Origin of the sequence: Bradyrhizobium sp. AZCC 1578 (assembly GCF_036924675.1) — a bacterium.
Lineage (GTDB): Bacteria > Pseudomonadota > Alphaproteobacteria > Rhizobiales > Xanthobacteraceae > Bradyrhizobium.
Genome location: NZ_JAZHRZ010000001.1, coordinates 5,530,729 through 5,553,686, shown reverse-complemented (window position 1 = coordinate 5,553,686; position 22,958 = coordinate 5,530,729). Strand labels below are relative to the sequence as shown.

Sequence of the window (22,958 nt, the reverse complement as noted above, 5' to 3'; positions counted from 1 at the left end):
CACGTGGGGCAGACGACTGTTTATAGCACTTCTGCGGAGCGCCTCAAAGACACCCGTGGACTCCGCCCCACGAATTTGGATTTGGCGGAGCGCCGCACACGCCGCCGGATCATCCTTGTCGCATCATTGTTTGCGAAGTCCTGGCGCCTTGCGACAAGGTAGGAGTGCCCAAGGAGCCCGAGGCCGCGCTGGCCGTGCGGCCGAGTCTCAGGGTTTCCCACCTCAAGGTGATCGACGAAATCGTCGGCCGTCCGTTCCTGCTGCTGTGGTCGACAATCGTCGGCATCTGATCGGCGTGCTGCCGGCGATCGGTGGCAGCGCCGCCAATATGCTGGCCTACGACCAGGCGAAGAAGTTCTCGCGCCACCCCGAGCGTTTCGGCACCGGCGTGCCCGAAGGCATCATCGCGTCGGAGTCCTCCAACAACGCCTACGTCGGCGGCTCGCTCGTGACCATCATGGCATTCGTCATCCGGGCGACGCCGTGACCGCCGTCTGGCGTGTTCGGCTATCCGGAAGCATGTCCCAAGGCGACGATATCCGATAAGATCGTTGCCGGATCGAGCGATCTCGGTCCTCGCAAGAACGGTCACGGAGGAACGTCATGTCTAGGTGGAAAATATTAGCAGCGACGACGGCGTTGGCTGCGATGATGATCGCCCCGACAGTGTCGCTACCAGTTTGCGCGCGCGAACTCCAGCCCCTCGCCACGGCAACGCCTGAACAGGTAGGCATGTCACTCGAGCGCCTTGGGCGCATCACCTCGGTGCTAAAGAAAGAGATTGCCGATGGTAAGTTGCCAGGGGCGGTAGTCATGGTCGCCCGCAAGGGGAAGATCGTCTATTCGGACGCCATTGGCTTCCAAGACAAGGGCGCGAATACGCCCATGAAGCTCGACTCGATTTTCCGCATTTACTCGATGACCAAGCCGCTTGTCTCGGTGGCGGCGATGATGCTGGTCGAAGATGGCGTCATCCAGCTCACCGATCCCATCTCCAAATTCCTGCCAGCCTTCAAAGACATGCAAGTGAGCGTGGCAACCCCTAGTCCCGATGGTAAGGCCACCTATACGAACGTACCGGCTTCCAGGCCGATCATCGTGCAGGACCTTCTGCGACATAGCGCGGGTCTCGCCTATGCGGAGATCACCAAGAACGAGCCGGTAAAGGCGGCCTACGTCGAGGCCAAGTTCTACCAGCCGGGCATCATCGAGTACGACTCCCGCGGCATGACACCAGCCGAGCAAGTCGAGCGCATCGCCAAGGCGCCCTTAATTCACCAGCCTGGCACGATGTGGGAGTACAGCATGGCCGTCGATATTCTCGGCCGTGTCGTCGAGGCTGCGTCGGGCAAGCGGCTTGCCATCTTCTTGGACGAACGACTGTTCAAGCCGCTCAAAATGGTGGACTCGGGTTTCTGGGTGCCGTCGTCGACGATCTCGCGTCTCGCGCAGCCGCTGCCGGTCGACCCGGCTTCAGGCCTGAAGACGAGCGTGCTCGATGTGTCGGCAGAGCCGAAGAATGATTCCGGCGGCGCTGGCGCAGTTTCGACCGCCACAGACTATTTGCGGTTCGGCCAGATGCTCCTGAATGGCGGCGAGCTCGACGGCGTACGCGTATTGGGCCGCTCCACCATCAAGCTGATGACGTCGGACCATCTCGGCACGCGCGTCGCGGCGCCGCTCCAGCCGGGTGAGCTTCTGCTGGGAACTCCCGGCTACACGTTCGGCCTTGGCTTTGCAGTGCGTCAGGGCGACGGCGTAGCTGGTGTGCCCGGCTCGGCGGGCGAGTTCATGTGGGCGGGTTACGCTGGCACTTTTTTCTGGGTCGATCCCCAGGAAGAGATTGTCGGTGTCTACATGACACAGGCCCCGAGCCCAATACGCGCCTATTACCGCAAGATGTTCAAGGCCCTCGTCTATCAGGCGCTCGCGGACTGAAGCCGTCAGCCTGCCCTCCATCGCGTTCCGAATGCGAGGCAACGATTTCTCGCTGCCTCGCATTCAATTGGCCCCTTTCGCTGGCAAATGGGCTTACCGTGCCGCCCTCGTTACCCGTCCGCGCCTACGAGGTGATTGAATGACGTCGGCGAATGTTTGCTGTTGGCCCTGGCCGCGATGTCCGCTTTTCCGACGCTCGTGGGAGCTAAGCAGACACCACTTAGAAATTGCAGAAGGGTCGCGATTGTGAGCACGCGCCATCCACTAATTCAGTTTGCCCTTTTGGGCATCGGGCGATGGATGTGTGGCCTTTGCCGAATTGCGCGCCTCCATCCGGTCTGCCAGCATCCGAAGCTCATCCGCAAGAACGGTTCCTCTCGGAACCAGATAATCATGGGAAATGCGATCATTCATATAAACGCGGAAAACCACTTCTTCCGCAGTCTCAACGATCCGCACTCGTTCAATGCCGGGAATGGCCATGCTGTCTGCGGCCGGACTTCCAATCGCCTCCTCTAACGAGGTCCTCAACGCACCGATAAGGTCTGCCGTCTCTACTGTGCTTAGAGCGATTTCGTGTTTACCGCGCTCATCGGTGAACCCAATAACCACCCTTCCATCCCGTGAATCCGTATAGGTTAGTTTCATAACCTTGGCTCTCGTTAGGGCCACTTAGCAGCAGCGCGATCCGCCTAAGCTCTCATGCGTCTTCAAGCGCTCGAAACCAGTGGGATGACGGTGCGGCACTTTCCGGCGGAAGATGGAACTGGCGGTTCGGCGGCCAACTCAACAGACACGTGACCAAGCCCATGCTCATTCAACAGCTTGGTCAATTCGGAATGCACCGCCCGCCAAACCCGATTTGGGTCAGCGTCGGCTGCGGGATGTAGGCGAACGCGCAATTGTGTTGGCGCAGTCTGCACTATCTGAAACAACTCCACACCGGGTACATGATCGATCTCAAGCGCGAGCGGTGGCACTGCGACTTTCTCTCCGCGTTCGGTTGGGAAGGTGAGGATGTCGGCAGTGCGACCCCGCACGCGGATCGCCGAAAGCGGGTTGCCGCAAGGGCAAGGATCAGGTCGTTGCAGGATGCGGTCGCCTAGATCGTAGCGGAGGATCGGCTGCACGCGATTGGCGAGGTTGCTCACGAGAACCGTATGCGACTCCTCGCCGGACGGAGCCGGCCGATAGCTCGCATCGACGGGCTCGAGAATCACCCAATCGCTGTTGACATGGTACCAACCGTGTTCGCAGCCGATGGCCATGAACAGGCATTCCGTCGCGACGTAAACGGTCCGGACCTTGGCGTGGAATGCCCTTGCGATCCGGTCGTATCCGTCCTGCGAAAGCTCTTCCGAAGTCGGAAGAACCAGCACCGGCTGAATATGCAGGCGGCCGGCATCCTGCTCGGCGGCCAATAGTGCCAGGACGCTGGCGTATCCGATGAGCAGAGCCGGGCGGTACCGATTGAGTTCGGCGACCAGATTGCGCAACGGCACCTGCGCCGGAAGCGCCCGTAATCGGCGCGCCGACCGTTTTGGGCGGATTGCAGCAAAGCTGGTTGCGCCGATGTAATGGCCGCCCATCGCGAGCACCGACGCCGCGCGGCCGCCGCGGACGAGGAGACGAAACATGTCGCTGGCGTGAAGCCAGCCCATTATCATGCGCAGCGAAAAAGCGAGAGTGACCGTCCAATTGAGTGTGTCCAACAGAAATATTCCGGGTGTCCCGGTGCTGCCCGAAGTGGTTGCCACGGAATACTTGCCAAGGAGACGCTGCCCGATCAGCTCAGGGTTATCGACGAACCCTCGCACTGCCGCGAAACTAACTTCGCGATCGGTGACCCAGTCGTCAAAATGACGCATTAGCTCTTGCTTATTAGCCACCGGCAGCACGGACGAACTCTCAATCCGCTCCGGTACGCCCTGATAGAGTTCGCGATAATAGGGCGAGTTGGCGCGAGCGAGGGCGACGACCTCGCCAAGCCGAGCGCGTTGTCGCTGGGCGATGGCATTGAGACCTTGCCTTCTTGCGCAATGCGCATCGAGCAATACCGATGAGATGCTTTCGCTCATGACAGAACCCACAGCAGGCGAGCGCGTGGCGATGACATTCACGTCGCACCACCGCGCAAGATGCTCGCGAAGGCTTACAGGATCATCAGACGAAAACGGCCTATAACTAACCAACCGCGCCCAACTCGCGGCGCAAGCGCTTGCGCCGCGTGGGGCGCGGAGGTTGATGCTCGCTTTCTCTGGCCGCTAGGACGCTGGCACTGTCGGCGCTGGCCCCGTCGGGCACTGGCACTGTCGACTCAGGTCCTTCTGGCGCTCGTGGCGCGAGAGACCGTCTCGATCAACCCGCCCTTGATGTAGACCCGCGCAGGCAGCGGACCCAACTCACGACTAGGTGAAAGCCGAGATCCGGTTGGGCCTGATCCGCCCGACCGGACCACGGGCGGCGCGCCCTATCGCATCCGGATGGACGAGACGCCACGCGGCTGCTCGAATGACGCCAACGTGCATTCTTTGATGTGCGTGCGGAGCGGGTCCGGCCGAATGTCCGGCTTGCGCCAAAACCTGTCGTCCTGAAATCGCAGCTGGGTGAGATCAAGAGGTATTCGTCGCTATAATACCGTGCTCGCTATTGAGCGACGCGGCCGGGCGGGTTGGCGGAGAACCCGCCATGCATGTTTGTCCTGTTTGCAAAAGCCGTCCAATACCATGGAATAAGGGGTTGCTTGTCGGCCAGAAAAAGCCTCTTCAGCCCAAGCACGTTTGGTCCATTCGCGTTCGATTGGAGGTCGCCCAGATGTGGCGAGACCTCTCCCTGTTCAATCTGGCGATAGATAGCAAGCTTCGCGCGTGTGATTTGGTCAGACTGCGTGTCGACGAAGTATGTTCGGGCGCTAGGGTCCGAGTTCGAGCGACGGTCGTTCAAAAGAAGACAGGCCGACCCGTGCAATTCGAGATTACGGAGCAGACGAGGACTTCCTTGGAGATTTGGTTACGATCGATCCGGACGACCGGCTCTCGACATCTCTTCCCCAGCAGACTGCATGCACGTCCTCACCTATCCACCCGACAATACTCTCGACTGGTGCATCGCTGGGTTGATAGCATAGGTTTGGAATCAATCTCCTATGGTACCCATTCGATGCGGCGTACGAAGGCCACTCAGATCTACCGCAAGACAGGTAACCTTCGCGCCGTTCAACTCCTCCTCGGCCATACGAAGCTGGAGAGCACCGTCCGATATCTAGGAGTTGAGGTGGATGACGCTCTAAATATTGCGGAGCAAATCGAGCTCTGATCGTCGACCAGCGGCAACACGAGCCGTGGTCGCTTCCGCGCCAGAACCAGACATTCGGTCAGCGGCGCTTTTGCCGAGTCGGCCCGGGGAATTTCACGCAGATCCGTACGTGACACTCTCGCGTCATCCGGCTCGTGCCATCGCATGAAGGCTGCCGCCTTCCGCTAAACATTCGGGCTCCTCCCGGTATGATCCGGTTGACCCGAGCTCACGGCGGTGAGCTGCTCCCTTCGCTCCACGGGCATTACCCCGCTTCGTCACTACTACGGAGCAGTCCGCCCCTAACCGGCGCATCGGTACTTTTGGCCTCGCGGTTGGCGCCGCTTGTGCCTTTTCCGTTGGCATCGCCGTGTAGGTTCTCACGTTCTGTACAAGAGCCTGGTTGAGCTTCGCGCCGCTTACATGCCGGATGCCGATCGGGCAATTTCAGGCATCTCCCGAGCTGATGCCGGATGAAGGGGCACCCCCCGGTTCTGACATCGCCTAATCCGCTTTCGACACTTCTGCAGCGGCTCGCTTACGCTCGCCTCTCTCAACCGTGCCTGCCAGGATCGTGTCCCGGCGTTTCCGCAACGTTCACCACCATTGCTTTTGACGAGCGGCTTGCGGCGGCTTGAGATCGACACCTGATTGCCGATCCCGAAGGGCCCTCCTTCATCTCTCGTACAGTTGCGCATCGCCGTGTGGACGGGCGATGCTCGTGACCCAAGACCCATTGCTGACTTACGACTGGCAGCGGCCTAATTGGAAGGGTGCGCTGGCGCGCTCTAGTTTACCCCTCCAATCAGATGTAGAGTGCACATCCAGCAGAAAAGGAGGGCATGATGAAAACCGCCTTTCTTTCAACCCTGATCCTTGCACTATCACTTTCGACGAGCGCCGGCTTCGCACAACAGCCCGCGCAGTGCCGAAACTTTGAGGCGACAATTGCGCTTCAGATGACCAAAGTAGGTTGCTCAAGCCAGATCGACCTTTGCACCGTCGGAACAGTGATGAGTAATGAGCCCGCTCTAGGCGGCGCAACGTGGTTTTTCACGGCGCACGGAATGGCCGAAACGGCAGGACTGCCTTCGTTGCCCAAAACACAGCAATCTTACGCGGGAACGGTGGTCGTCACGGCAAAAGGCGGGACATTCACAACCACCACTGCTGGTATTTACGACACCGAGTCGCTGGCCTTCAGCCAACTGGATAGGATCGTCAAGGGAACCGATCGATTTAGCAACTCCACCGGCCGGCTCATTTTTCTCACCGGCATCGGCCGGCAAGGCGGCGGATTTGAATCGCACGCTCGCGGCGAGTTGTGCGTGAACGAGTAATGCGGCGGGCCCGGCAAACTTAGGTAAATCGGGACCACGATTGCGCGGCGTTAACGTGGAAGTCCCTCGGTTAGTTCATTTCAAGCCAAGTCTGCAACAAATACAAAGGAGAACCGCTCATGGCATCGATCACGGCAATTGCCAATGATTTCTTTGCCGCCTGCGAGACTGGAAAGGGCTGGGAAATCTGCAAGGCTTACTGTGCTCCAAACGCGACCTTCGCCGCTCAGGCCGAACCGCTTGCAGATATTAAAACGCTTGCGGAATACGCGGATTGGATGACGGGGGTAACAACCGCTATGCCGGACAGCAGCTACGAGGTGAAATCCTTCGCTACCGATACTGAACGAAGCAACGTCGCTGCCTATGCCATCTTTTCAGGTACTCATACCGGTCCCGGTGGTCCGTGTGAGCCAACCGGCAAAAAAAACCACTTCAGACTACGTCTACGTGATGCAATTCACCGACGACAAGATCAGCCACGTGACGAAGATCTGGCATTCTGGCATGGCTTTAAGGCAACTTGGCTGGGTTTGAGGGGGCAACGCTCGAACTGTGGACACGTATGATTCTGTGACTTGGGTGAATTCAGAGGCGGGCGGCTTCACGCTACTATTGAAAGCCGGCGAGATTCCCGTCCAGGCGACTTGGCCGAGAGACCTGCCATGCTCGTATGCAGCATCAACGACTGGTGTTTGGGATCGGGTTCTTCGGCTCCAAGCTGGCACTGCTCTCTCGAAGTAGTGCGCTGGCAGCCTGCAGATCCAGTGTCCCAAAGCCCTCAGTGAACTGGCTATACAGCGGGGTGAGCAGGTCGTGAGCCTCGCCGCGCCGACCCTGTTCTCGCCAAAGCCGTGCAAGGCGGGTCGCCGCACGCAACTCCCACAGCTTGGCGCCTTGCTGGCGCGCGGTCGCAACCGCATGCCCGAACTGTGCTTCCGCGGCGGTCGGATCGGAGCTCGGCAGCCGCAGCATCAGCTCGCCCATCATCCGATGGAGCTCGGCCTCGAACCACCGCTCGCCGGTTTCTTCCACGCGCTCGAGCGCCTGTGCAACCAAATTCAAGCCTTCCTCTACTGCGCCGAAACGACCGTGCGCCTCGGCCTGCAGCCCAAGGAAATACGGCTCATAGAGCCCGGCCCCGGTGGCGCGCCAGGCCGGAAGCCCCTGCCGAAGCTGCGCGAGCCCTATCTCCACCTCTCCCGACTTAGTCAGAGCCCATCCCCGGATCATCGTCGCCGGCGCGAAGAAATGTGGAAAGCCCTGCTCGGTCGAGAGCTCCACCAGTGCCTCGGCTCGGTCTTGGGCCTCGCGCCCCGCCCGGCGGAATTGCTCGAAGAAGCACGCGAACAATAGGGCGTAGGCCAGCGTGTTGAGGTGAGCGAGTTCGCGGGCGGCGTCGAGCGCCTCGCGGCTCCGTGCCCGGGCCTGCTCCGGATAGCCCTGCGCAAACAACGTCCACGAAAGCGCCGATAGCGCGGCGACCCGAGGATCCTGCACGTAGAGAAAGGCGAGCGCGTGATGCCGCTCCGCATCATAGAGGGCGAGCGTCCGCTCCAGATGGTCGCGGGCACTCGTCGCCTCGCCGCGCCAGAAGGCACCGGTTCCGTGGATGCGATGAGCCACCACGGTTGCGGAAGTCTCCTGATGGTCTTGCGCCCGGCGCAGAAACTCGTCTGCCACTTCGCGTGCCGCGTTGTGCTCGGCGCGCACGCCGTGGAACACCCATTGACCGTAGAGTACGGGCCAGAGCTGGGCGGTGGCTCCGATCTGCTCGCAGAGCTCGCGGGCACGAGCGTTGGCCCGCCCCGCTTCGGGCGCAGCCCAACCCTGCGTGGCCATCAGCGCCACACCCAATGCTACCTGGAGGTCAAGTTCGCGCCGCCTCCGATCTGCCTCCGGCACACCGGCGAGCAGGTTCAACCCGTTCCGCAACTGTGCAAGCGCTTCGGCCATCGCCGAGCGGGCGATGGCTCGCTGTCCCGCCCTCAGCCAATAGTCGATGGCCGGTTCGGCCAGCCCGGCCGCAGTGAAATGATGGGCCAGAAGCTCGGGCTGCGCCTGCACTGTCTCCGGAAAATGCTGCTCGAGCGCGGCGGCGATTCGGGCGTGCAAGCGCTGCCGCTTCGCGCGGATCAGGGTCGCGTAGGCCGCGTCCTGCACGAGCGCGTGCTTGAAGCTGTAGGTCGCCTGAGGCGGCGTCCCGCGCCGGAACACCAAGCCCGAGTCGACGAGGTCGTCCAACGCCATGTGCAGTTCGCTCTCTGGCAGCGCCGTCGTGAGAGCGAGCAGTTCGTGCGAGAATTCCCGGCCAATTGCGGCCGCGACCTGGGCTACCTCACGGGCCGGCGCCAGTCGATCGAGCCGGGCCAGCAGCGACTCCTGGAGCGTGGTAGGGATCGCCATGGGCGGCAGCGGCCCCGCGAGCGCGTAGTGGTCACCCTCATCCCGGAGCAGATTGGCCTCCAGCACGGTCCGGGTCAGCTCCTCGACGAACAGCGGCACGCCGTCCGTCTTGGCGACGATCTGGTCGAGCACCGCCGCAGGCAGTGCCTTGCCGCCGCTCAGCCGCGCGACCATGGCCGCACCTTGCCGGCGGCTTAACCGGCTGAGGGTTAGCGCGGTGACATGGGCATAGCGCATCCAGTGCGGCTCGAATTCGGGCCGGAAGGTAATGAGGACGAGCACGGGGGCGCCTCCCACCCGGTCGACCAGGAGATCGAGCAGCTCGAGCGAGGTGGGATCGGCCCAGTGCACGTCCTCATACAGGGCGAGGACCGGCCGGCGCTTTGCGAGGCCCAGCACCTGATTGACCAGTTCCTCGAGCGTCCGTTCCTTCTGCCGATGCGGGCTCAAGTCGATCGGTGGGTAGCGCGCGGCCGTCTCGAGCGACAGCAATGCCGCGAGCAGCGGGGCCACGGCGGTGACATCATCGATCGATAGCGCAAGCAGCGCCTCGAGCTTGTCGAGCCTAGCTGCGGCGGGATCGTCTGCGGCGAAGCCCGCCGCCCGTTCCAGCAGGCCAATCACCGGATAAAGCGGGCTGGTCTGATGATGCGGTGAGCAGTAGTGACCCAGGGTGGTATGCGGCTCATTCTCAAGTCGCCCGCGCAGCGCCCGCACAAGGCGCGACTTGCCGATGCCAGGCTCGCCCCGGAGCAGCACCACCTGACCCTCACCGTCCTTGGCTCGCTCCCAGTGCTCGAGCAGCAGACCGATCTCATTCTCGCGACCGACCAGCGGCGTCAGGGCGGCCCCATGCAATGCCTCGAACCGGCTCTCGGCGGTGCCTTCCCCGACCACGCGCCACGGCCGTACCGGAACAGGAAATCCCTTCAAGATCTGCATGCCGAGGTCGGTGAGCTCGAACAGCCCGCCAATGAGCTCCCGGGTGCGGGCGGAGATCACCGCCGTGCCCGGTTCGGCCAGGGTTTGCAGCCGCGCCGCGAGGTTCGGCGTGTCGCCGACCACCGTCTCCTCGCGGGCCGCGCCTTCGCCGATCAACTCGCCGACAACCACCGGGCCAGTCGCGATGCCGACACGGGCCGCCAGCGTCTCGCCATGCGCCGATCCCAGGCTGTGAACCGCCGCGACCGCGGCGAGGCCGGCCCGCACCGCGCGTTCGGCCTCATCCTCATGGGCGCGCGGATAGCCGAAATAGGCCAGCATACCATCGCCCATGTACTTCGCCACGTACCCTTCGAACCGCGCGATCGCGCCCGCCACTGCGCTGTGATAGGTCCGCAGGACTTCGGCCATTTCCTCCGGATCGAGCCGCGCCGCGAGCGCGGTCGAGTCGACCAGGTCGACAAACATCACGGTGAGCTGGCGGCGCTCGGCCTCGGGTGCAAGCGAGGCTTTCCCGGCGACAGCGGCGGGTGCGGCCATGGCAGTGGTGGTCGCCGAAATTGAGCCGGCGCGCATGTTGGCAATGGCGGCGAGCAGCTTGCGGCGATGGCCGATCGAGGCGACGCCGAGTCCGATCAGATCCTCGGCCGTGAGGTCCATGAGGACCTCGGCGTCGATGTGGTTCTCCCGGAACGCCTGTTCGTACTGTCCCAGCCCCAAGCCACACAGCCAGGCCGTGACATCCATGGGCTCCTCCCGGCTCTCGTCTTCAGAGCACCACGTGTTCGAGCCTACTGCAAAATGGCCGGGAGGGCACGGGGAAACACCACGAGCTGACTGCACGTGAAGAGCAGCTTCTGGCCCCAAGCAGAACAGCACTTAAGCCGTTGTCATGTCGGCTGATCCGGACGCTGGTCCATGGTCGCCTCCACCGCCGCTTGTGACCCACTTCAGACTAAAGCCGCGTCGCGATATGGTTCGAGAGAAACGCCGAACGCCTCCGTTCGGCGGCAGCGGCGTAGGAGGTTTGCGTGGAGACAAAGAGAGCCTACAAATCTTTTCGCTACAAGGCCAATACAGCCTGGAGTTCCGCGCGAAGGGGTACGCTTTATGCGTCCGGAAAGCCAAACATCGTGGTTGGCAGCCCACCTGAGTTTAAAGGCGAGCCGGATGTCTGGGCGCCTGAAGAGCTACTCGTAGGCTCAGTCAATACATGCATGATGCTGACTTTTCTCACACTCGCCCAATCAAAAGGTCTGACGCCGGTGCGATATGAAAGTGAAGCCGAAGGCCTGCTCGAAAATATCGAAGGCAAGTACCGCATCACGGAAGTCATCGTCCGACCTCGCGTAGCCGTCAAAGACAATGCCGAATTCGAACGTGCCCGCGAAATCATGGAAAGTGTCGAAGCACAGTGCTTCATCTCGAATTCCATAAGATCGAGTGTCACGCTCACTGCGGAACTTATCGTTGCTCCGAAGTGAAAACGTATTGCGTCGGTTGCACGAGTCTGGAATTGGCCCTTCCGAGACATGCGGGTCAGCCCGAATGTCCGGTTTAACAGCGGTCATTCCCGTGAGGTCAGCTTTTGGACCCATTTGCGACATAGCGACGTTTCGCCTGACGCTGTTATAGATATGTTTGCTGCTGCTGACCCTTGCCGCGATGACCTGCCTTCGGTTGCACCATGTTCGATGCTGACCCTAAAGCCAGAGCCGATCTAAGGGTGGGAACCCTTTATGCGATAGCGGGCGAATCCGCCTGGATTTACTACGGCCAGGTGACGCTGGACAAAGCCATCGGCTTCTTCCGGCGTCGAGCGCACAATTTGGCGGGACCAGAAGGTGTCTTATCGTCGAACGTGATGACGACAGTCGTCGTTGCCTATCCATCCATAGGCCGAGCATTGAGATCCGGCCGATGGAAGAAGCTGGGCCGTTTCCCGCTGCACAAAGAGCTACAAAAGATACGCTATTCAGTTCAGTGGCCGGCAGGAGCTTTGAACGTAACGGTATGGGCTGGCGGCAAGCCGAGCCATGATACGTGTGTCGAAGATCCCGCGATCCAGAACATGGAGATTATGGCTATCTGGGACGCGGAGTATCACATTCCACCGCGCCTCACTGCCGACTTCGGAGAAGAAGAAGCTGAATGGCAAATCGGCGGACCAATCTGGCGCGAGCGGAAGGTCAAGGAGGAAACAGCGAGACGTTTTCCTGATCAGCCATGGCACAGGCTCCACCAGGATTGGGTGCCGACTGATGGCGACCAAGGGTAGGAAGCGCCGATCCGCTAGTTCGATACCGAATGGCTGAATCTGGCACTTTTCGGAAGTGCTGCGAGTCCGCTTTACAGCCGTTATCGGGGGAAAAGCGGAAGTGACACGGACATCGTCAAACTGTCGCGAATGACTCGATTCCGACATTCTCGGGTGTGGTGAAAGGCCGGAAATATGCAGCCAGGTCGTCTTAGCGTATTGTACGCCATCGGATGCGAGCGCTAAAGTGAGGCGACTGAGCTTCTCCGCTCGGGGCCGGGGAATAGCTCGGCTACACGGGAGGTTCGCCAATGAAAATCGTATCGCAGAGCCTGCTGATTGGAATCGTTGTGCTCGCGAGTGCCGCTTCCGCGGCCACGGCCCAAACGGCCGATGCGCACAAGATTGTCTCGCCGCAAGAGATCAAATGGGGGCCTGCGCCTGCCTCGCTTCCGCCCGGCGCGGAACTTGCTGTGCTGTACGGCGACCCGCGCAAGGAAGGCGTGTTTGCCATGCGGCTCAAGGGAGCGAAGGGTTATTACATTCCTCCCCATACGCATCCAAAGCCGGAAATCAACACGGTGATCTCGGGGACGGTCCGTCTAGGAATGGGAGACACTGCGGATCACAGCAAGGCTCAGCTGCTGCCCGCCGGCAGCTTCTTTGCGCTTTCTCCGGGCATGGCGCACTATGTCTCCTTTGACGAAGATACCGTCGTGCAAGTCAACACCTCTGGGCCGTGGGGCATCAACTACGTCAACCCGAAGGATGATCCGCGAAAGTCGCAATAACGCGCTCGTCTGTATTGCCCTCGCGGCCGATGCACATTGTCGGCACGCCTAATGCGTCGTGCAGTCGTCACCGGCCGGAGCGCCCTGCTGCATAATCTGCCTCGGCTTGCGACGTCCGTCTATGGCACTTAGCGGTCGTTGATGCGGCAACCATCGATGTCTGCCACTGGCAGTAAGCCGGATATTCCGCAGCCGCGCCGCCACGTCCGCTGATGGACCCTTTCCAGACGCTCCACCTGAAGCGAAAGTCACGAGATGCTATCGGATACCTCGGCGCATAGTTTCTGGTCTTTGCGACGGGCCGAACTCGAGGCGGCACCTGGGACTTCCATGCTGCGGGACTTTCTCGCGTCGAGCCCGAGTTGTGCGGATCGCTTTCGTCCAAGATGGCGCATCCAGTTGCGCACTTTCGTTGTCGAGACGGCGGAGCCGTAATCTTCAGGTTAGTTAGGAACGCACCCGCGTTCCGGCCAACATCTTGCGCGCCTCGTTAAGGGCCTGCGCCTCCGCCTCCGCCCGGGTGGGGCCCTCTCCGCGCGCGAGGCGTGTTCCGGGGCAGACATTGTCCACCTCGCAGCGATATCGGTCGCCCAGTTTGTACGAAATCACCCCGATCTCCCAATCACCTAGGTGCTCCTTGCGTCGCTGATAGCCGTCGGCATGCAGCCAGGTCCTTCCTGCATAAAAGGCCGCCTTCTCGACCAGGCCCGCTTGCGACCAATGGAGGGCGAGGATCTCAGCATGCAGCTCCACCGTTTCCGGAAACCGATCTTCGAGCACTTTCGCAATCCGCGCGTGCAGCTCCTGTCGCCGGCTCCGCAACAAGGTCGCATATGCCGCGTCCCGGATCAGGGCGTGCTTGAACGTGTAGGTCGCGCTCGGCGGCCTGCCGCGACAGAGGACCAGCTCGGAATGGACGAGGCGCTCCACGGCCTCTTGCAAGGCGCTTTCCGGCAGGGGGACCAGGGCGGCCAACAACTCGTATGAAAACTCGCGGCCAATCGCGGCGCCGATTTGCGCGACCTCTCGGATCGGCGCCAACCGATCCAGCCGCGCCATCAACGAGGCATGAAGCGTCGTTGGGATCGCCAGCGGCGGCACCGGACCGGTCAAAACGTACCGGTCACCTGCATCGCTTAGCAGATCGCTTTCCAACACCGTCTTGGTCAGTTCCTCGACGAACAGCGGCACGCCGTCGGCGTGGGCGGTGATTTGATCAAGGATCGCCGAGGGCAGCTGCTTGTTACCGGTGAGGCGCTTCACCAGTTCGGCGCCGTGTTGGCGGCCCAAACGGTTGAGCGCCAATGTCGTCACGTGCGCGTCGCCGGTCCACTGTGACTGGAACTCTGGCCGAAAGGTCATGACCAGCAACACCCGCAAGGACGGAACCCGCTCCACCGTCAGCTTGAGCAATTCGAGCGAAATCGGGTCGATCCAATGTACGTCCTCAAATACCATCAGCACCGGTCGAGCAGCGGCCAGCCCGGCGAGCTGTGCGAAGAGTGCCTCCAGGGTTCCTTCCTTGCGCCTCTGCGGATCCAGGTTTAGCGGCGGGTAGCGATCGCCGCCGATCGATAGCAGGTCCGCCAACAGGGCGGTGGCTTGCTTCATGTTCCTAGTCGATGGGGCGAGGATCATCTCAAGCTTGCCAAGCCGGCGTTCGGCGTTGTCGTCCCGCTCGAATCCGGCGGCGTGCTCCAATTGGCTGACGACGGGATGAAGCGCGGTGTCCCCATGATAAGGCGAACAGAAGAAGCGCAGCCGAATGTGCGGTTCGCCGCTCAACTGTTCTTCGATCGCCTCGGTCACGCGCGACTTCCCGATGCCCGGTTCGCCAGACAGCAACACGACCCGGCCATCGCCCCCCTTGGCCTGCTGCCAACGACGCATCAACAGATCGAGTTCTTCGTCGCGGCCGATCAGCGGCGTGGTGGTGCTGGCGGCGTGAAGTGCCTCGAAGCGGCTCTCGATGGCGCTGGGGCCGACCACCTGCCATGCCCGCACCGGATCGGCGAAGCCTTTGAGCGTCGCGGCGCCGAGGTCGCGATATTCGAACAGCCCGCCCGTCAGGCGCCTTGTGTCGGCGGCGATCACGACGGAGTTCGGGGCCGCCAAACCCTGCAGCCGCGCAGCCAGGTTCGGCGTTTCGCCAACCACCGCTTCCTCCCGCGAGGCGCCGCTTCCGATGACATCGCCGACCACCACCAGGCCCGTGGCGATGCCGACGCGCATTTGCAACTTCAGCTCGCCGGACAGCGGAAGCGCGGTTGCGCCGATGGCCTCAACCAGAGCCAGACCGGCGCGGACCGCGCGCTCGGCGTCGTCCTCGTGGGCGTGCGGGTAACCAAAGTATACGAGCACGCCGTCGCCCATGTATTTGGCGACGAAGCCCTCGAACCTCGCGACAATTCTGGCGCAGCCATCGTGGTAGACGCGCAGCACGTCACGCATGTCTTCGGGGTCGAGCCGCGCCGAGAGCACTGTTGAGTTGACGAGATCACAGAACATCACCGTGAGCTGCCGGCGCTCGGCGAATGCTCCGGCCGACGCGATGTGGGGAGTCGGAGCCGTACGCGTGGCGGCAGTTGGGTCGCGGTTGCTCGCCGTCAGCCTCTTACCGCACGCGGGACAGAACTTTGCACCTGAGCGAATGGCCGCGCCACAGGATGGGCACCGGCCGGGAAGAGCCGCGCCGCACTCGTCGCAAAACTTGCTCTCCTCCGGAATGTCGGCCCGGCAGCTCGGACATTCCATGCGCCGCTCCCTGGCCCGGCCAGCCCTCTTCTGTTTCAAAGTCTAGCACAACGAGCCCCTCGCAGGCGCCGCTGCCTTGCCCTGATTCCAACGACAAAAAGCCGCGCCCGAGTTGGGCCCGCCAATACCGATTCTTGCGCGCGCGAATTGTTAGCGCGGCGGGTACACCCGCGTTCTCACCAACATCTGTCTTGCCCTATTCAGCGCCTCGGCTTCCGCCTGCTCGCGGGTGGCCCCTTCGCCTCGGGCCAGTCGGGCCCCCGCGCTGACATTGTCCACCTCGCAGCAGTACCGGCCGCCGAGCTTGTACGAGGCGATGCCAATGTCCCAGCTTTCGAGGCGATCTCGCCGGCGCCGATAGTCCTCGGCGCGCAGCACCGTTTCGCTTTGCATGGAGCGCTCCTCCTTCCAGAATCACGCCGCAGCGCGCTCGATTGGCGCGCGGACGAGGTTGCCCCACTCGGTCCAGGAACCGTCGTAGTTCTTCACGTCGGGGTAGCCCAGGAGGTACTTGAGCACGAACCAGCTGTGGCTGGAGCGCTCACCGATACGACAATAGGCGATCGTCGGACGATCCGGGGTCACTCCCTCGCCCTCGTAGAGAGCACGAAGTTCGTCCGCCGACTTGAAGGTGCCGTCCTCGTTGCAGACCCTCGCCCAGGGGATGTTCCGCGCGCCCGGCACGTGCCCGCCGCGCTGGCAGGTCTCGGGAAGGCCGGGCGGCGCCAGGATCCGCCCGGTGAACTCGTCGGGGCTGCGCACGTCCACCAGCGCAGCGCTCTTTTGCACCGCGGCCACCTGCGCATCGCCGAGATAGGCGCGGATCGAAAAATCGGGTGCGCCGGGCATCGTGTAGCTGCTGCGGGCGATCTGCGGCACGTCCGTCGTCAGCTCGCGCCCTTCCTCGAGCCATTTGCGACGCCCGCCGTCCATCAGGCGAACGTCCGAGTGGCCGTAGATTTTCATCTGCCACAGCGCCCAGGCGGCGAACCAATTGTTGTTGTCGCCGTACAGGATCACGGTCGTGTCGCTCGCAACTCCCGCCTCTTCCATCAGGCGCTGGAAATCGCCGGGCGGGATGATGTCACGCTGCAACGTGTCGCAGAGCTGCGTCGTCCAATTCCAGGCGATCGCACCCGGAATATGCCCTTGGTCGTACCCACCCGTGTCGACGTCGACTTCGACGACACGAACGTTCGGATCGCTCCGGTGCGCCACCACCCAGGCGGTGTCGACCAGCATTTTGGGATCAGCATACTGGCTCATGAGAATCCTCCCTGTTGGTTTCCACGGACATCGGCGTCCGTGCAGCGGGGTGCCAGTGTGGTCACTCAGCTCGAACGGACTGTCCACTGAGCCGCCCCTACATCAGCGCGTCCACGAGCGCCTCCGTCGAGGATGACCCGTTAGCCTCATCGGCCGCCGGCGTCGACGAGCAGCAGCCCACCTAGTCCTCGAATGAGAAAGTCACAGCAACTGGCGCAGGGCGAAAATTGCCGCGCGAGAAGCTCACAACAGAGGAGACTCGCATTCCAGCATAGGGGGCTACGATGCATCTCCAGCAGGTATTGGATCGCACTTTACGAGGTTTGTCGAGGGTTGAGGAATGCTTGCTGTTTGGCACCTTCGATGAGAAATCCCGACCGGCTGTCTGCTTGTTGCAGTAGACCGGAAATCACTGGCCCACCCACAGAACAACGTGAATGACCCCCGACCGGACATGCCGCGAGCCGCTAGTCGACGTCGAGAAGGACAGTAACCTTGCCAGATCGCGAAGTCAGAGCTCAGGTCGGGATTTTTCTTGACGGGGCAGCAAGTCGATAGGAGCATATCTAACTTGAGACGCCCGACCTTCCGGAACGAACGTCCGTGCGGTCCCGCGCCTTCTGTTTGTGGCCTCATGGTAGGCAGAACGGGAGGTTCGCAATGGCTATCGATTACTCCTCAGCTTCAGTCGCGCTATCACAAACAGGCCCTCAGGCGCCTCGGCGGCAGTTTTTCTGCTACGAGGTTGGGCGGCGAGAATTCGTCTGCGGCGGCCGCGAAGTCCTGACCGTCTATCCCCGGTGCGCCCTTGTTGGAGCGACACTGGGCAAACGCATAGGCCAGAATGTCCTCACGGCTGATCATAAATGTGCGTTGGTCCGCTTTCAGGGGCAAGGACGACATGCGTTCAAAGACCTGGGGATGCCGCCTTTGACCCAATCCGGACTTTCCGCAACGTTCGCACCTGCCTCTATTCAAATGCGCCTAACACGCAAGGATGCGACAGTTGCTAATACCCGCTGACGTACATACCCTGCAGCTCACGCGCAGTTCCCTGTTCGCCCATGTAGTCTCGGTGAATAGGCAAGCGAGCTGCGGTCACGCCTTGGTGGGACGACGACCATGAGCAAACCGATCGAGCGGATCGTCAAGACCAACAGCATCAGCCTGAATATCGTCGAGCAGGGCCAGGGCCCTCTTGTTTTGCTCTGCCACGGCTTTCCGGAGAGCTGGTACTCCTGGCGCCACCAGATCGAAGCGCTGGCTGAGGCGGGCTTCCACGTCGTTGCCCCGGACATGCGCGGCTACGGCAAGAGCGACGCGCCCGAGGCGATCGATCAATACACGATCTTCCACCTGATCGGCGATCTTGTGGGGCTGCTGGACGGGTTAGAGGCGCCCAAGGCCGTCATCATCGGCCATGATTGGGGCGCGGGCATCGCCTGGCAGGCCGCACGTCTGCGTCCGGATCGTTTCCGCGCAATCGTCAGTCTCAGCGTACCGTTATGGCGGCGCAGTCCGGCGCGCCCAACCAGCCTGATGCCGCAAACGGCTGACGCTCAGTTCTACCAGCTGTACTTCCAAGAGCCCGGCGTCGCCGAAGCGGAGTTCGAGAAAGATCCTCGCCTGACGTTGCGGGCAATGCTTTACGGCGGATCCGGCGAAGGGGTTGCCGCGATCCGCGCCGTGGCGGCGAATAGCGGCAGAGCGCCCGGCGTCGGCATGGTGCCGCGCGCTGGCGGCTGGTTGCCATCCAGCGCACCGCCGTTGCCGTCATGGCTCAGCGAAGCCGACCTCGATGTCTACGCCGAAGAATTTGCGCGCAGCGGTTTTCGCGGTCCCCTCAATTACTATCGCAACGTCGATCGTAATTGGGAGCTGATGGCGGCGTTCGACGGGACAAAGGTCACGGTGCCGGCGCTGTACATCGCGGGCGATCACGACATGGTCGTGGCGTTTCCCGGCGCAGCTGAGCAGATCGCCAACTTGAAACAGGTCGTGCCTCTGCTGCGCGACATCCAGATGCTACCCGGCTGTGGGCATTGGACCCAGCAAGAGCGCCCCGCAGAGGTCAGCGTCGCGATCATCGAATTCCTGCGCGGCCTACCCAACTGAACCGTTTCGTCCATTGCCGGCAGCTCCGCGCGACCGAGACCGGGCCTCTGGAGCGGCTGTTTTCGGTGAAGTCGCATTTTGGCCCACACCGACGAAATCCCGCGCTCGTCCAAATGTCGGCTGTTAAGGGTCGACCGGAAATGGCTGACGTATGGCCAAAACGACACGACTGGCGAGCAGGCTTTGGAAACTGTGCCCCGGCAGGCCGTCGTCAGCATATATTTGGGCACAAGGAGGTGCGATATGGCGACAACAGCTACCCAAGTCGTTCTTGATACGCCGGCGGCGGAGTTTCGGCTTCCGGCCACCGACGGCAAGACTTACGCACTGGACGACGTTGCGGGCGAAAAAGGCACGGTCGTCGTCTTCATCTGCAACCATTGTCCCTATGTTAAAGCGGTGATCGACCGCATGGTTTCGGACGCCCGCGTGCTGATGTCGGAGAGCGTAGGCTTTGCGGCGATTTGCTCGAACGATGCGGCGAGCTATCCCGAAGACTCATTTGAGAATATGAAGCGTTTCGCGAAGGCTCATGATTTCCCGTTTCCATATCTCCACGACGAGACCCAGACAGTCGCTCGGGCGTATGGGGCGGTCTGTACGCCGGACTTCTTCGGTTACAATGCCGACCGCAAGCTCAAGTATCGCGGCCGGCTCGACGAGGGCCGCACAACTCCGCCTCGCGCGGGGGCACCCCGAGAGCTTGTCGGGGCCATGCGCGCGATTGCGACCACCGGTCTGGCGCCGGCTGACCAAAAGGCGTCTATTGGCTGCTCGATCAAATGGAAGGACGAATAAAGCCGAGCCCCCGATGAGCGCGATCGTTACGCCCGGAATCGGGCCTTCTACGCCCGCAGCGGCGAGATCGTCATCGCCAGACACGACCGTGCGACCCGCTTGTCCCCGAATAAAACGATCCATAATTCCAAGGCAGGGATGTAGGCTGGCGTGACCGGAGCCCGCGCATGAGCGACTTGGCCCAGCTGAGAGTGTGGGACGATCCAGCGATTCGTGCCGCGCTGTCGTGGTACCTTGACGTCGCGGAAAACCGATGCCCGGCCAAGTTCCGTATTGCCGCCACGGTTCCTCTGCAGTTCGATCCTGCAGCAAGTAGCGAAGATGCCCTCTGGGCCGAGCTCGATGACCTGACGCCGATTTTTATCGCGCGCTGGCAGGCGATCAGGGCGGGCGCGCCGTTGCCACCGGCGGCGGATGGCCCAAGTCTGCTGGAGCTGTGCCGCGAACTCGCCTACCGCATGCTCACCCACTGCAATTTCTGTCCGTGGGGTTGCCGCATCGATCGCGCGGCAGGGACCAAATTTGGCGCCTGCAAGCTCGCCGCCGGCTCACGCGTCAGCTCCCATTTCCATCATACCGGCGAGGAGCTGTTCTATCGCGGCACGCAAGGCTCGGGCACGATCTTCTTCACCTCGTGCAACATGCGCTGCGCTTTCTGCCAGAACGGCGACATCAGCACCGACAAAGACAACGGTGAGGAGACGGATCCGCGTACTCTTGCGGCGATGGCGTGGACGCTGCGCCGCGAAGGTTGCCACAACATAAATTGGGTCGGCGGCGAAGTCGTCATTCACCTGCACGCCATCGTCCATGCGATTGCGCTGTTGGGCCGCGATTACGCGCCGACACGAGCGGAGCTGGCTCGCGCGCGCAAAACGAAGGCTGACCGCTTCTTCTGGTTCGACGAGGTACCCGGCGCCGCTGTCTATGACGGTAAGTTCAATGCGCCGATGCTATGGAACAGCAACTTCTTCATGACGATCGAGAGCATGAAGATCCTGCGCATCCTGACCGACGTTTGGCTCCCTGATTTCAAATTCGGTCCCGGCCGTTGCGCGATGACACTGGCGAAGACACCTTGGTACTGGGAGACGGTGACGCGCAACATTGCGCTACTCGACGAGTGGGGAGAGGATTTTTCCATCCGCCACCTGGTGATGCCCAATCACGTCGAGTGTTGCACGTATCCGGTGCTGGAATGGATTGCCTCGCGCGTGCCCGCAGCGCCCGTGAACGTGATGGAGCAATTCCATCCCGACAATTTCTGTGATCCCGCGAGTGCCAAGTACCGGGACAAATATGCGGAAATCGCTCGCCGACCGACGCACGCGGAGCTGGAGGATTCGTGGCGCCGCGCTCGCGAATTGGGCCTCCAATTCGAGATCACTTCGTTGGAGCACCACAATGCTTTTGGTATGTGATCGGGGGGGTTGGCGAGCTCAATTTATGCCGAAGCGGCGCGCCGCGACTGATGAAGATGGGCACTATTCCCTCGCGCTTCCCCTATGATGCCGCAGCCCGCAATGCGTTCCAATTGGCAAGTCGGCGATGCTTTGCCATTTAGCACTACGCGTCGTGGATCCCCCGATGTTGCGGATGGTCCGCTTACCCCTCAATAGCGGTAATCTCGATCAGCCTCCCAGATAGACGCGAAGGGCCAGCAGGCGACAACGTTGACATACGATAGTCAATCAGCACAATTCGGCTGTCCTATACGGGAACGAGGTCCGGCGATGGATGGCACTTCAATGTCCGGCAGATGTTTGTGCGGCTCCATTGTTTTCAAATGTAATGGGGCACCGAACTGGACGTTGCATTGCCATTGCGAGAGTTGTCGACGAGCTACCTCCTCCCCAATAACAACATGGATTTCAGTGCCACGCAGCGCTTTCGCGTTCACGAGGGGTGTGCCTCGTTATTTCCGATCTTCGCCAGGCGTTCGGCGTGGTTTCTGTGAGAATTGTGGGTCGCCCCTCACATATGAGAATGAACGGCTAGAGGGGGAAATTCATCTATATGCGGCATCACTGCTCGATCCGAATTATGTGTCGCCAAGCTGCCATACCTTCGTGGACGAACAACTACCTTGGTTCGAGGTGCTTGATGACTTGCCGAGGTTTGCAACGACCCCTCTCAACGATGCTTCGCCGATCCGCATGGGTCCTAAGAAGAAATTGGATTGATCTTTGTGGCCAATGAACAGTGGCCAATGATGCAGGCCGTGCTCACAGGCGTCACTCGCGACCAAATGATGGCACGCCACAAGGCCAACCACATTCAGGTGGCCTACGCCAACTCAGCTGTTGAGGCCGACCGATCGGTCTTCGCAAAGGCCGCACTCGCCACAGAACTGGGACTCGAAGTTAGTCTCTGCGGAATTGGTGCGCTGGCTCCCGCTGGTTGATTAAGGTCATCGTGACAGATGTACAGCGTTCACCTCTGCTTTTGGAACGGATCGTTCCGGTACTCGCAGACCCGCCGCAAGGAACGGAGTTACATGGCTGCAAGCCAGCCTGAACGACGTCATAGTGGAGACCGGCGTGGTGTCTGGTTGTGGCGCCCGTTCGCCGCCAAGGATCCGCGTGGGCAGTCAGGCTTTTTGTAGTCGGTGTGTACCTCGTCAAGGCTGCGCGCAGCGACAATAATCATTCAATACCAACACACGCCTTGATGGTTCGCCGAGCTTCCGCTCGCGCTCGCTGAGCACCCGAGCGCTACCATCAAGCACAAGAAATCGCAGGAAATCGTACGTTGGCGTGCAAAATCGTAGTTTTGGTAGCGGGGGAGCGACTCCGATCCCCGACATCAGCTTTTTTCATCATTCCGCTGAACCGCAGCCCCCTACCCCGCCAGCGTCCCAATGCGGGTCCGCTCGCTATGCCGATAAATGAAATCAACTTCTCGGTCGCACGCAGCCGCACTGCTCTCGCCTATTCGATCGCCCCGAACCTCGACTGCTCAAACTCGCTATCGCTAGATTTTCTAGATCTCCCGGTGCACACGTCGTGCACACGCCGCCTTCTAACCAGTTGAAAAACTTAAACTCTCGTTCCAATC

At 61.4% G+C, this 22,958-nt stretch carries 20 protein-coding genes and 1 pseudogene; 14 read left to right on the top strand and 7 right to left on the bottom strand.

All coding sequences use genetic code 11. The annotated features are described in order from the left end of the window. The first annotated feature begins 164 nt into the window (after positions 1-164). The 3 genes from V1290_RS26630 (at position 165) to V1290_RS26620 (ending at position 1,938) form a co-directional block, all read left to right on the top strand. Complete coding sequence (locus tag V1290_RS26630; protein ID WP_334367115.1) at positions 165-290, top strand: hypothetical protein; 126 nt, start codon at positions 165-167, stop codon at positions 288-290. Continuing rightward, the gene (locus V1290_RS26625; protein WP_334367114.1) at positions 266-487 is read left to right on the top strand and encodes a tripartite tricarboxylate transporter permease; all 222 of its coding nucleotides are present in this window, start codon (positions 266-268) and stop codon (positions 485-487) included. The genes V1290_RS26630 and V1290_RS26625 overlap by 25 nt, the downstream gene beginning before the upstream one ends. A 116-nt stretch (positions 488-603) precedes the next feature. Next, positions 604-1,938 carry a serine hydrolase domain-containing protein gene (locus V1290_RS26620; RefSeq protein WP_334367113.1) on the top strand — a complete coding sequence of 445 codons (1,335 nt, stop codon included), beginning with the start codon at positions 604-606 and terminating at the stop codon, positions 1,936-1,938. A 264-nt stretch (positions 1,939-2,202) separates the two neighbouring features. Here V1290_RS26620 and V1290_RS26615 read toward each other — a convergent pair whose 3' ends face one another. Further along, positions 2,203-2,586: a hypothetical protein gene (locus V1290_RS26615; protein WP_334367112.1), complete on the bottom strand. Its 384-nt coding sequence runs from the start codon at positions 2,584-2,586 to the stop codon at positions 2,203-2,205. Between the two features lie 62 nt (positions 2,587-2,648). Beyond that, positions 2,649-4,016, bottom strand: a complete 1,368-nt coding sequence (locus tag V1290_RS26610; RefSeq protein ID WP_334367111.1) for a phenylacetate--CoA ligase family protein — start codon at positions 4,014-4,016, stop codon at positions 2,649-2,651. Between the two features lie 610 nt (positions 4,017-4,626). On the opposite strand from V1290_RS26610, the gene V1290_RS26605 reads away from it, so the two are divergent. The 3 genes from V1290_RS26605 to V1290_RS26595 all read left to right on the top strand — a co-directional run bounded on the left by V1290_RS26605 (position 4,627) and on the right by V1290_RS26595 (position 7,141). After that, positions 4,627-5,253 carry a tyrosine-type recombinase/integrase gene (locus V1290_RS26605; RefSeq protein ID WP_334367110.1) on the top strand — a complete coding sequence of 209 codons (627 nt, stop codon included), beginning with the start codon at positions 4,627-4,629 and terminating at the stop codon, positions 5,251-5,253. Between the two features lie 824 nt (positions 5,254-6,077). After that, positions 6,078-6,572, top strand: a complete 495-nt coding sequence (locus tag V1290_RS26600; RefSeq protein ID WP_334367109.1) for a hypothetical protein — start codon at positions 6,078-6,080, stop codon at positions 6,570-6,572. Between the two features lie 119 nt (positions 6,573-6,691). Next, positions 6,692-7,141: an ester cyclase gene (locus tag V1290_RS26595; protein WP_334367108.1), complete on the top strand. Its 450-nt coding sequence runs from the start codon at positions 6,692-6,694 to the stop codon at positions 7,139-7,141. 112 nt (positions 7,142-7,253) lie between these two features. Here V1290_RS26595 and V1290_RS26590 read toward each other — a convergent pair whose 3' ends face one another. Then, the gene (locus V1290_RS26590) at positions 7,254-10,667 is read right to left on the bottom strand and encodes an adenylate/guanylate cyclase domain-containing protein (protein WP_334367107.1); all 3,414 of its coding nucleotides are present in this window, start codon (positions 10,665-10,667) and stop codon (positions 7,254-7,256) included. A gap of 284 nt (positions 10,668-10,951) precedes the next feature. Here V1290_RS26590 and V1290_RS26585 point away from each other — a divergent pair, with 284 nt between their 5' ends. The 3 genes from V1290_RS26585 to V1290_RS26575 all read left to right on the top strand — a co-directional run bounded on the left by V1290_RS26585 (position 10,952) and on the right by V1290_RS26575 (position 12,968). Then, positions 10,952-11,404 carry an OsmC family protein gene (locus tag V1290_RS26585; protein ID WP_334367106.1) on the top strand — a complete coding sequence of 151 codons (453 nt, stop codon included), beginning with the start codon at positions 10,952-10,954 and terminating at the stop codon, positions 11,402-11,404. A gap of 203 nt (positions 11,405-11,607) precedes the next feature. After that, positions 11,608-12,198 carry a hypothetical protein gene (locus tag V1290_RS26580; RefSeq protein WP_334367105.1) on the top strand — a complete coding sequence of 197 codons (591 nt, stop codon included), beginning with the start codon at positions 11,608-11,610 and terminating at the stop codon, positions 12,196-12,198. 290 nt (positions 12,199-12,488) lie between these two features. Beyond that, positions 12,489-12,968, top strand: coding sequence for a cupin domain-containing protein (locus V1290_RS26575; protein WP_334367104.1), 480 nt, complete (start codon positions 12,489-12,491; stop codon positions 12,966-12,968). Between the two features lie 447 nt (positions 12,969-13,415). On the opposite strand, the gene V1290_RS26570 is transcribed toward V1290_RS26575, so the two are convergent. The 4 genes and pseudogenes from V1290_RS26570 to V1290_RS26560 all read right to left on the bottom strand — a co-directional run bounded on the left by V1290_RS26570 (position 13,416) and on the right by V1290_RS26560 (position 16,988). Continuing rightward, the gene (locus tag V1290_RS26570; RefSeq protein ID WP_334367103.1) at positions 13,416-15,479 is read right to left on the bottom strand and encodes an AAA family ATPase; all 2,064 of its coding nucleotides are present in this window, start codon (positions 15,477-15,479) and stop codon (positions 13,416-13,418) included. Positions 15,480-15,581: 102 nt separating this feature from the next. Continuing rightward, a pseudogene (locus V1290_RS36595) lies at positions 15,582-15,722 on the bottom strand (zinc-ribbon domain-containing protein); the annotation flags it as partial. A 150-nt stretch (positions 15,723-15,872) separates the two neighbouring features. Continuing rightward, positions 15,873-16,115 (bottom strand): hypothetical protein, encoded by a 243-nt coding sequence (locus V1290_RS26565; protein WP_334367102.1) that lies wholly within the window; start codon positions 16,113-16,115, stop codon positions 15,873-15,875. A gap of 21 nt (positions 16,116-16,136) precedes the next feature. After that, a complete protein-coding gene (locus V1290_RS26560) occupies positions 16,137-16,988 on the bottom strand; it encodes a sulfurtransferase (protein WP_334367101.1) in 852 nt (283 codons plus the stop codon). 1,122 nt (positions 16,989-18,110) lie between these two features. Here V1290_RS26560 and V1290_RS26555 point away from each other — a divergent pair. From V1290_RS26555 to V1290_RS26540, 5 genes are all read left to right on the top strand, one after another. Continuing rightward, positions 18,111-19,103 (top strand): alpha/beta fold hydrolase, encoded by a 993-nt coding sequence (locus V1290_RS26555; RefSeq protein WP_334367100.1) that lies wholly within the window; start codon positions 18,111-18,113, stop codon positions 19,101-19,103. A 243-nt stretch (positions 19,104-19,346) separates the two neighbouring features. Then, positions 19,347-19,901 (top strand): thioredoxin family protein, encoded by a 555-nt coding sequence (locus V1290_RS26550; RefSeq protein ID WP_334369177.1) that lies wholly within the window; start codon positions 19,347-19,349, stop codon positions 19,899-19,901. 167 nt (positions 19,902-20,068) lie between these two features. Next, positions 20,069-21,322 carry a radical SAM protein gene (locus V1290_RS26545; RefSeq protein ID WP_334367099.1) on the top strand — a complete coding sequence of 418 codons (1,254 nt, stop codon included), beginning with the start codon at positions 20,069-20,071 and terminating at the stop codon, positions 21,320-21,322. A gap of 312 nt (positions 21,323-21,634) precedes the next feature. Beyond that, entirely contained in the window at positions 21,635-22,084 is a 450-nt protein-coding gene (locus V1290_RS36590) for a GFA family protein (protein WP_442895015.1), read from the top strand. Beyond that, positions 22,081-22,305 carry a hypothetical protein gene (locus tag V1290_RS26540; RefSeq protein WP_334367098.1) on the top strand — a complete coding sequence of 75 codons (225 nt, stop codon included), beginning with the start codon at positions 22,081-22,083 and terminating at the stop codon, positions 22,303-22,305. The genes V1290_RS36590 and V1290_RS26540 overlap by 4 nt, the downstream gene beginning before the upstream one ends. Positions 22,306-22,958: the final 653 nt, after the last annotated feature.

Excerpts from the sequence above, each read along its gene's own strand:
- V1290_RS26620 (WP_334367113.1), top strand. The coding sequence starts at position 604 with ATGTCTAGGTGGAAAATATTAGCAGCGACGACGGCGTTGGCTGCGATG.
- V1290_RS26615 (WP_334367112.1), bottom strand. The coding sequence starts at position 2,586 with ATGAAACTAACCTATACGGATTCACGGGATGGAAGGGTGGTTATTGGG.
- V1290_RS26610 (WP_334367111.1), bottom strand. The coding sequence starts at position 4,016 with ATGAGCGAAAGCATCTCATCGGTATTGCTCGATGCGCATTGCGCAAGA.
- V1290_RS26605 (WP_334367110.1), top strand. The coding sequence starts at position 4,627 with ATGCATGTTTGTCCTGTTTGCAAAAGCCGTCCAATACCATGGAATAAG.
- V1290_RS26600 (WP_334367109.1), top strand. The coding sequence starts at position 6,078 with ATGAAAACCGCCTTTCTTTCAACCCTGATCCTTGCACTATCACTTTCG.
- V1290_RS26595 (WP_334367108.1), top strand. The coding sequence starts at position 6,692 with ATGGCATCGATCACGGCAATTGCCAATGATTTCTTTGCCGCCTGCGAG.
- V1290_RS26590 (WP_334367107.1), bottom strand. The coding sequence starts at position 10,667 with ATGGATGTCACGGCCTGGCTGTGTGGCTTGGGGCTGGGACAGTACGAA.
- V1290_RS26580 (WP_334367105.1), top strand. The coding sequence starts at position 11,608 with ATGTTCGATGCTGACCCTAAAGCCAGAGCCGATCTAAGGGTGGGAACC.
- V1290_RS26575 (WP_334367104.1), top strand. The coding sequence starts at position 12,489 with ATGAAAATCGTATCGCAGAGCCTGCTGATTGGAATCGTTGTGCTCGCG.
- V1290_RS26565 (WP_334367102.1), bottom strand. The coding sequence starts at position 16,115 with ATGCAAAGCGAAACGGTGCTGCGCGCCGAGGACTATCGGCGCCGGCGA.
- V1290_RS26560 (WP_334367101.1), bottom strand. The coding sequence starts at position 16,988 with ATGAGCCAGTATGCTGATCCCAAAATGCTGGTCGACACCGCCTGGGTG.
- V1290_RS26555 (WP_334367100.1), top strand. The coding sequence starts at position 18,111 with ATGAGCAAACCGATCGAGCGGATCGTCAAGACCAACAGCATCAGCCTG.
- V1290_RS26550 (WP_334369177.1), top strand. The coding sequence starts at position 19,347 with ATGGCGACAACAGCTACCCAAGTCGTTCTTGATACGCCGGCGGCGGAG.
- V1290_RS26545 (WP_334367099.1), top strand. The coding sequence starts at position 20,069 with ATGAGCGACTTGGCCCAGCTGAGAGTGTGGGACGATCCAGCGATTCGT.
- V1290_RS36590 (WP_442895015.1), top strand. The coding sequence starts at position 21,635 with ATGGATGGCACTTCAATGTCCGGCAGATGTTTGTGCGGCTCCATTGTT.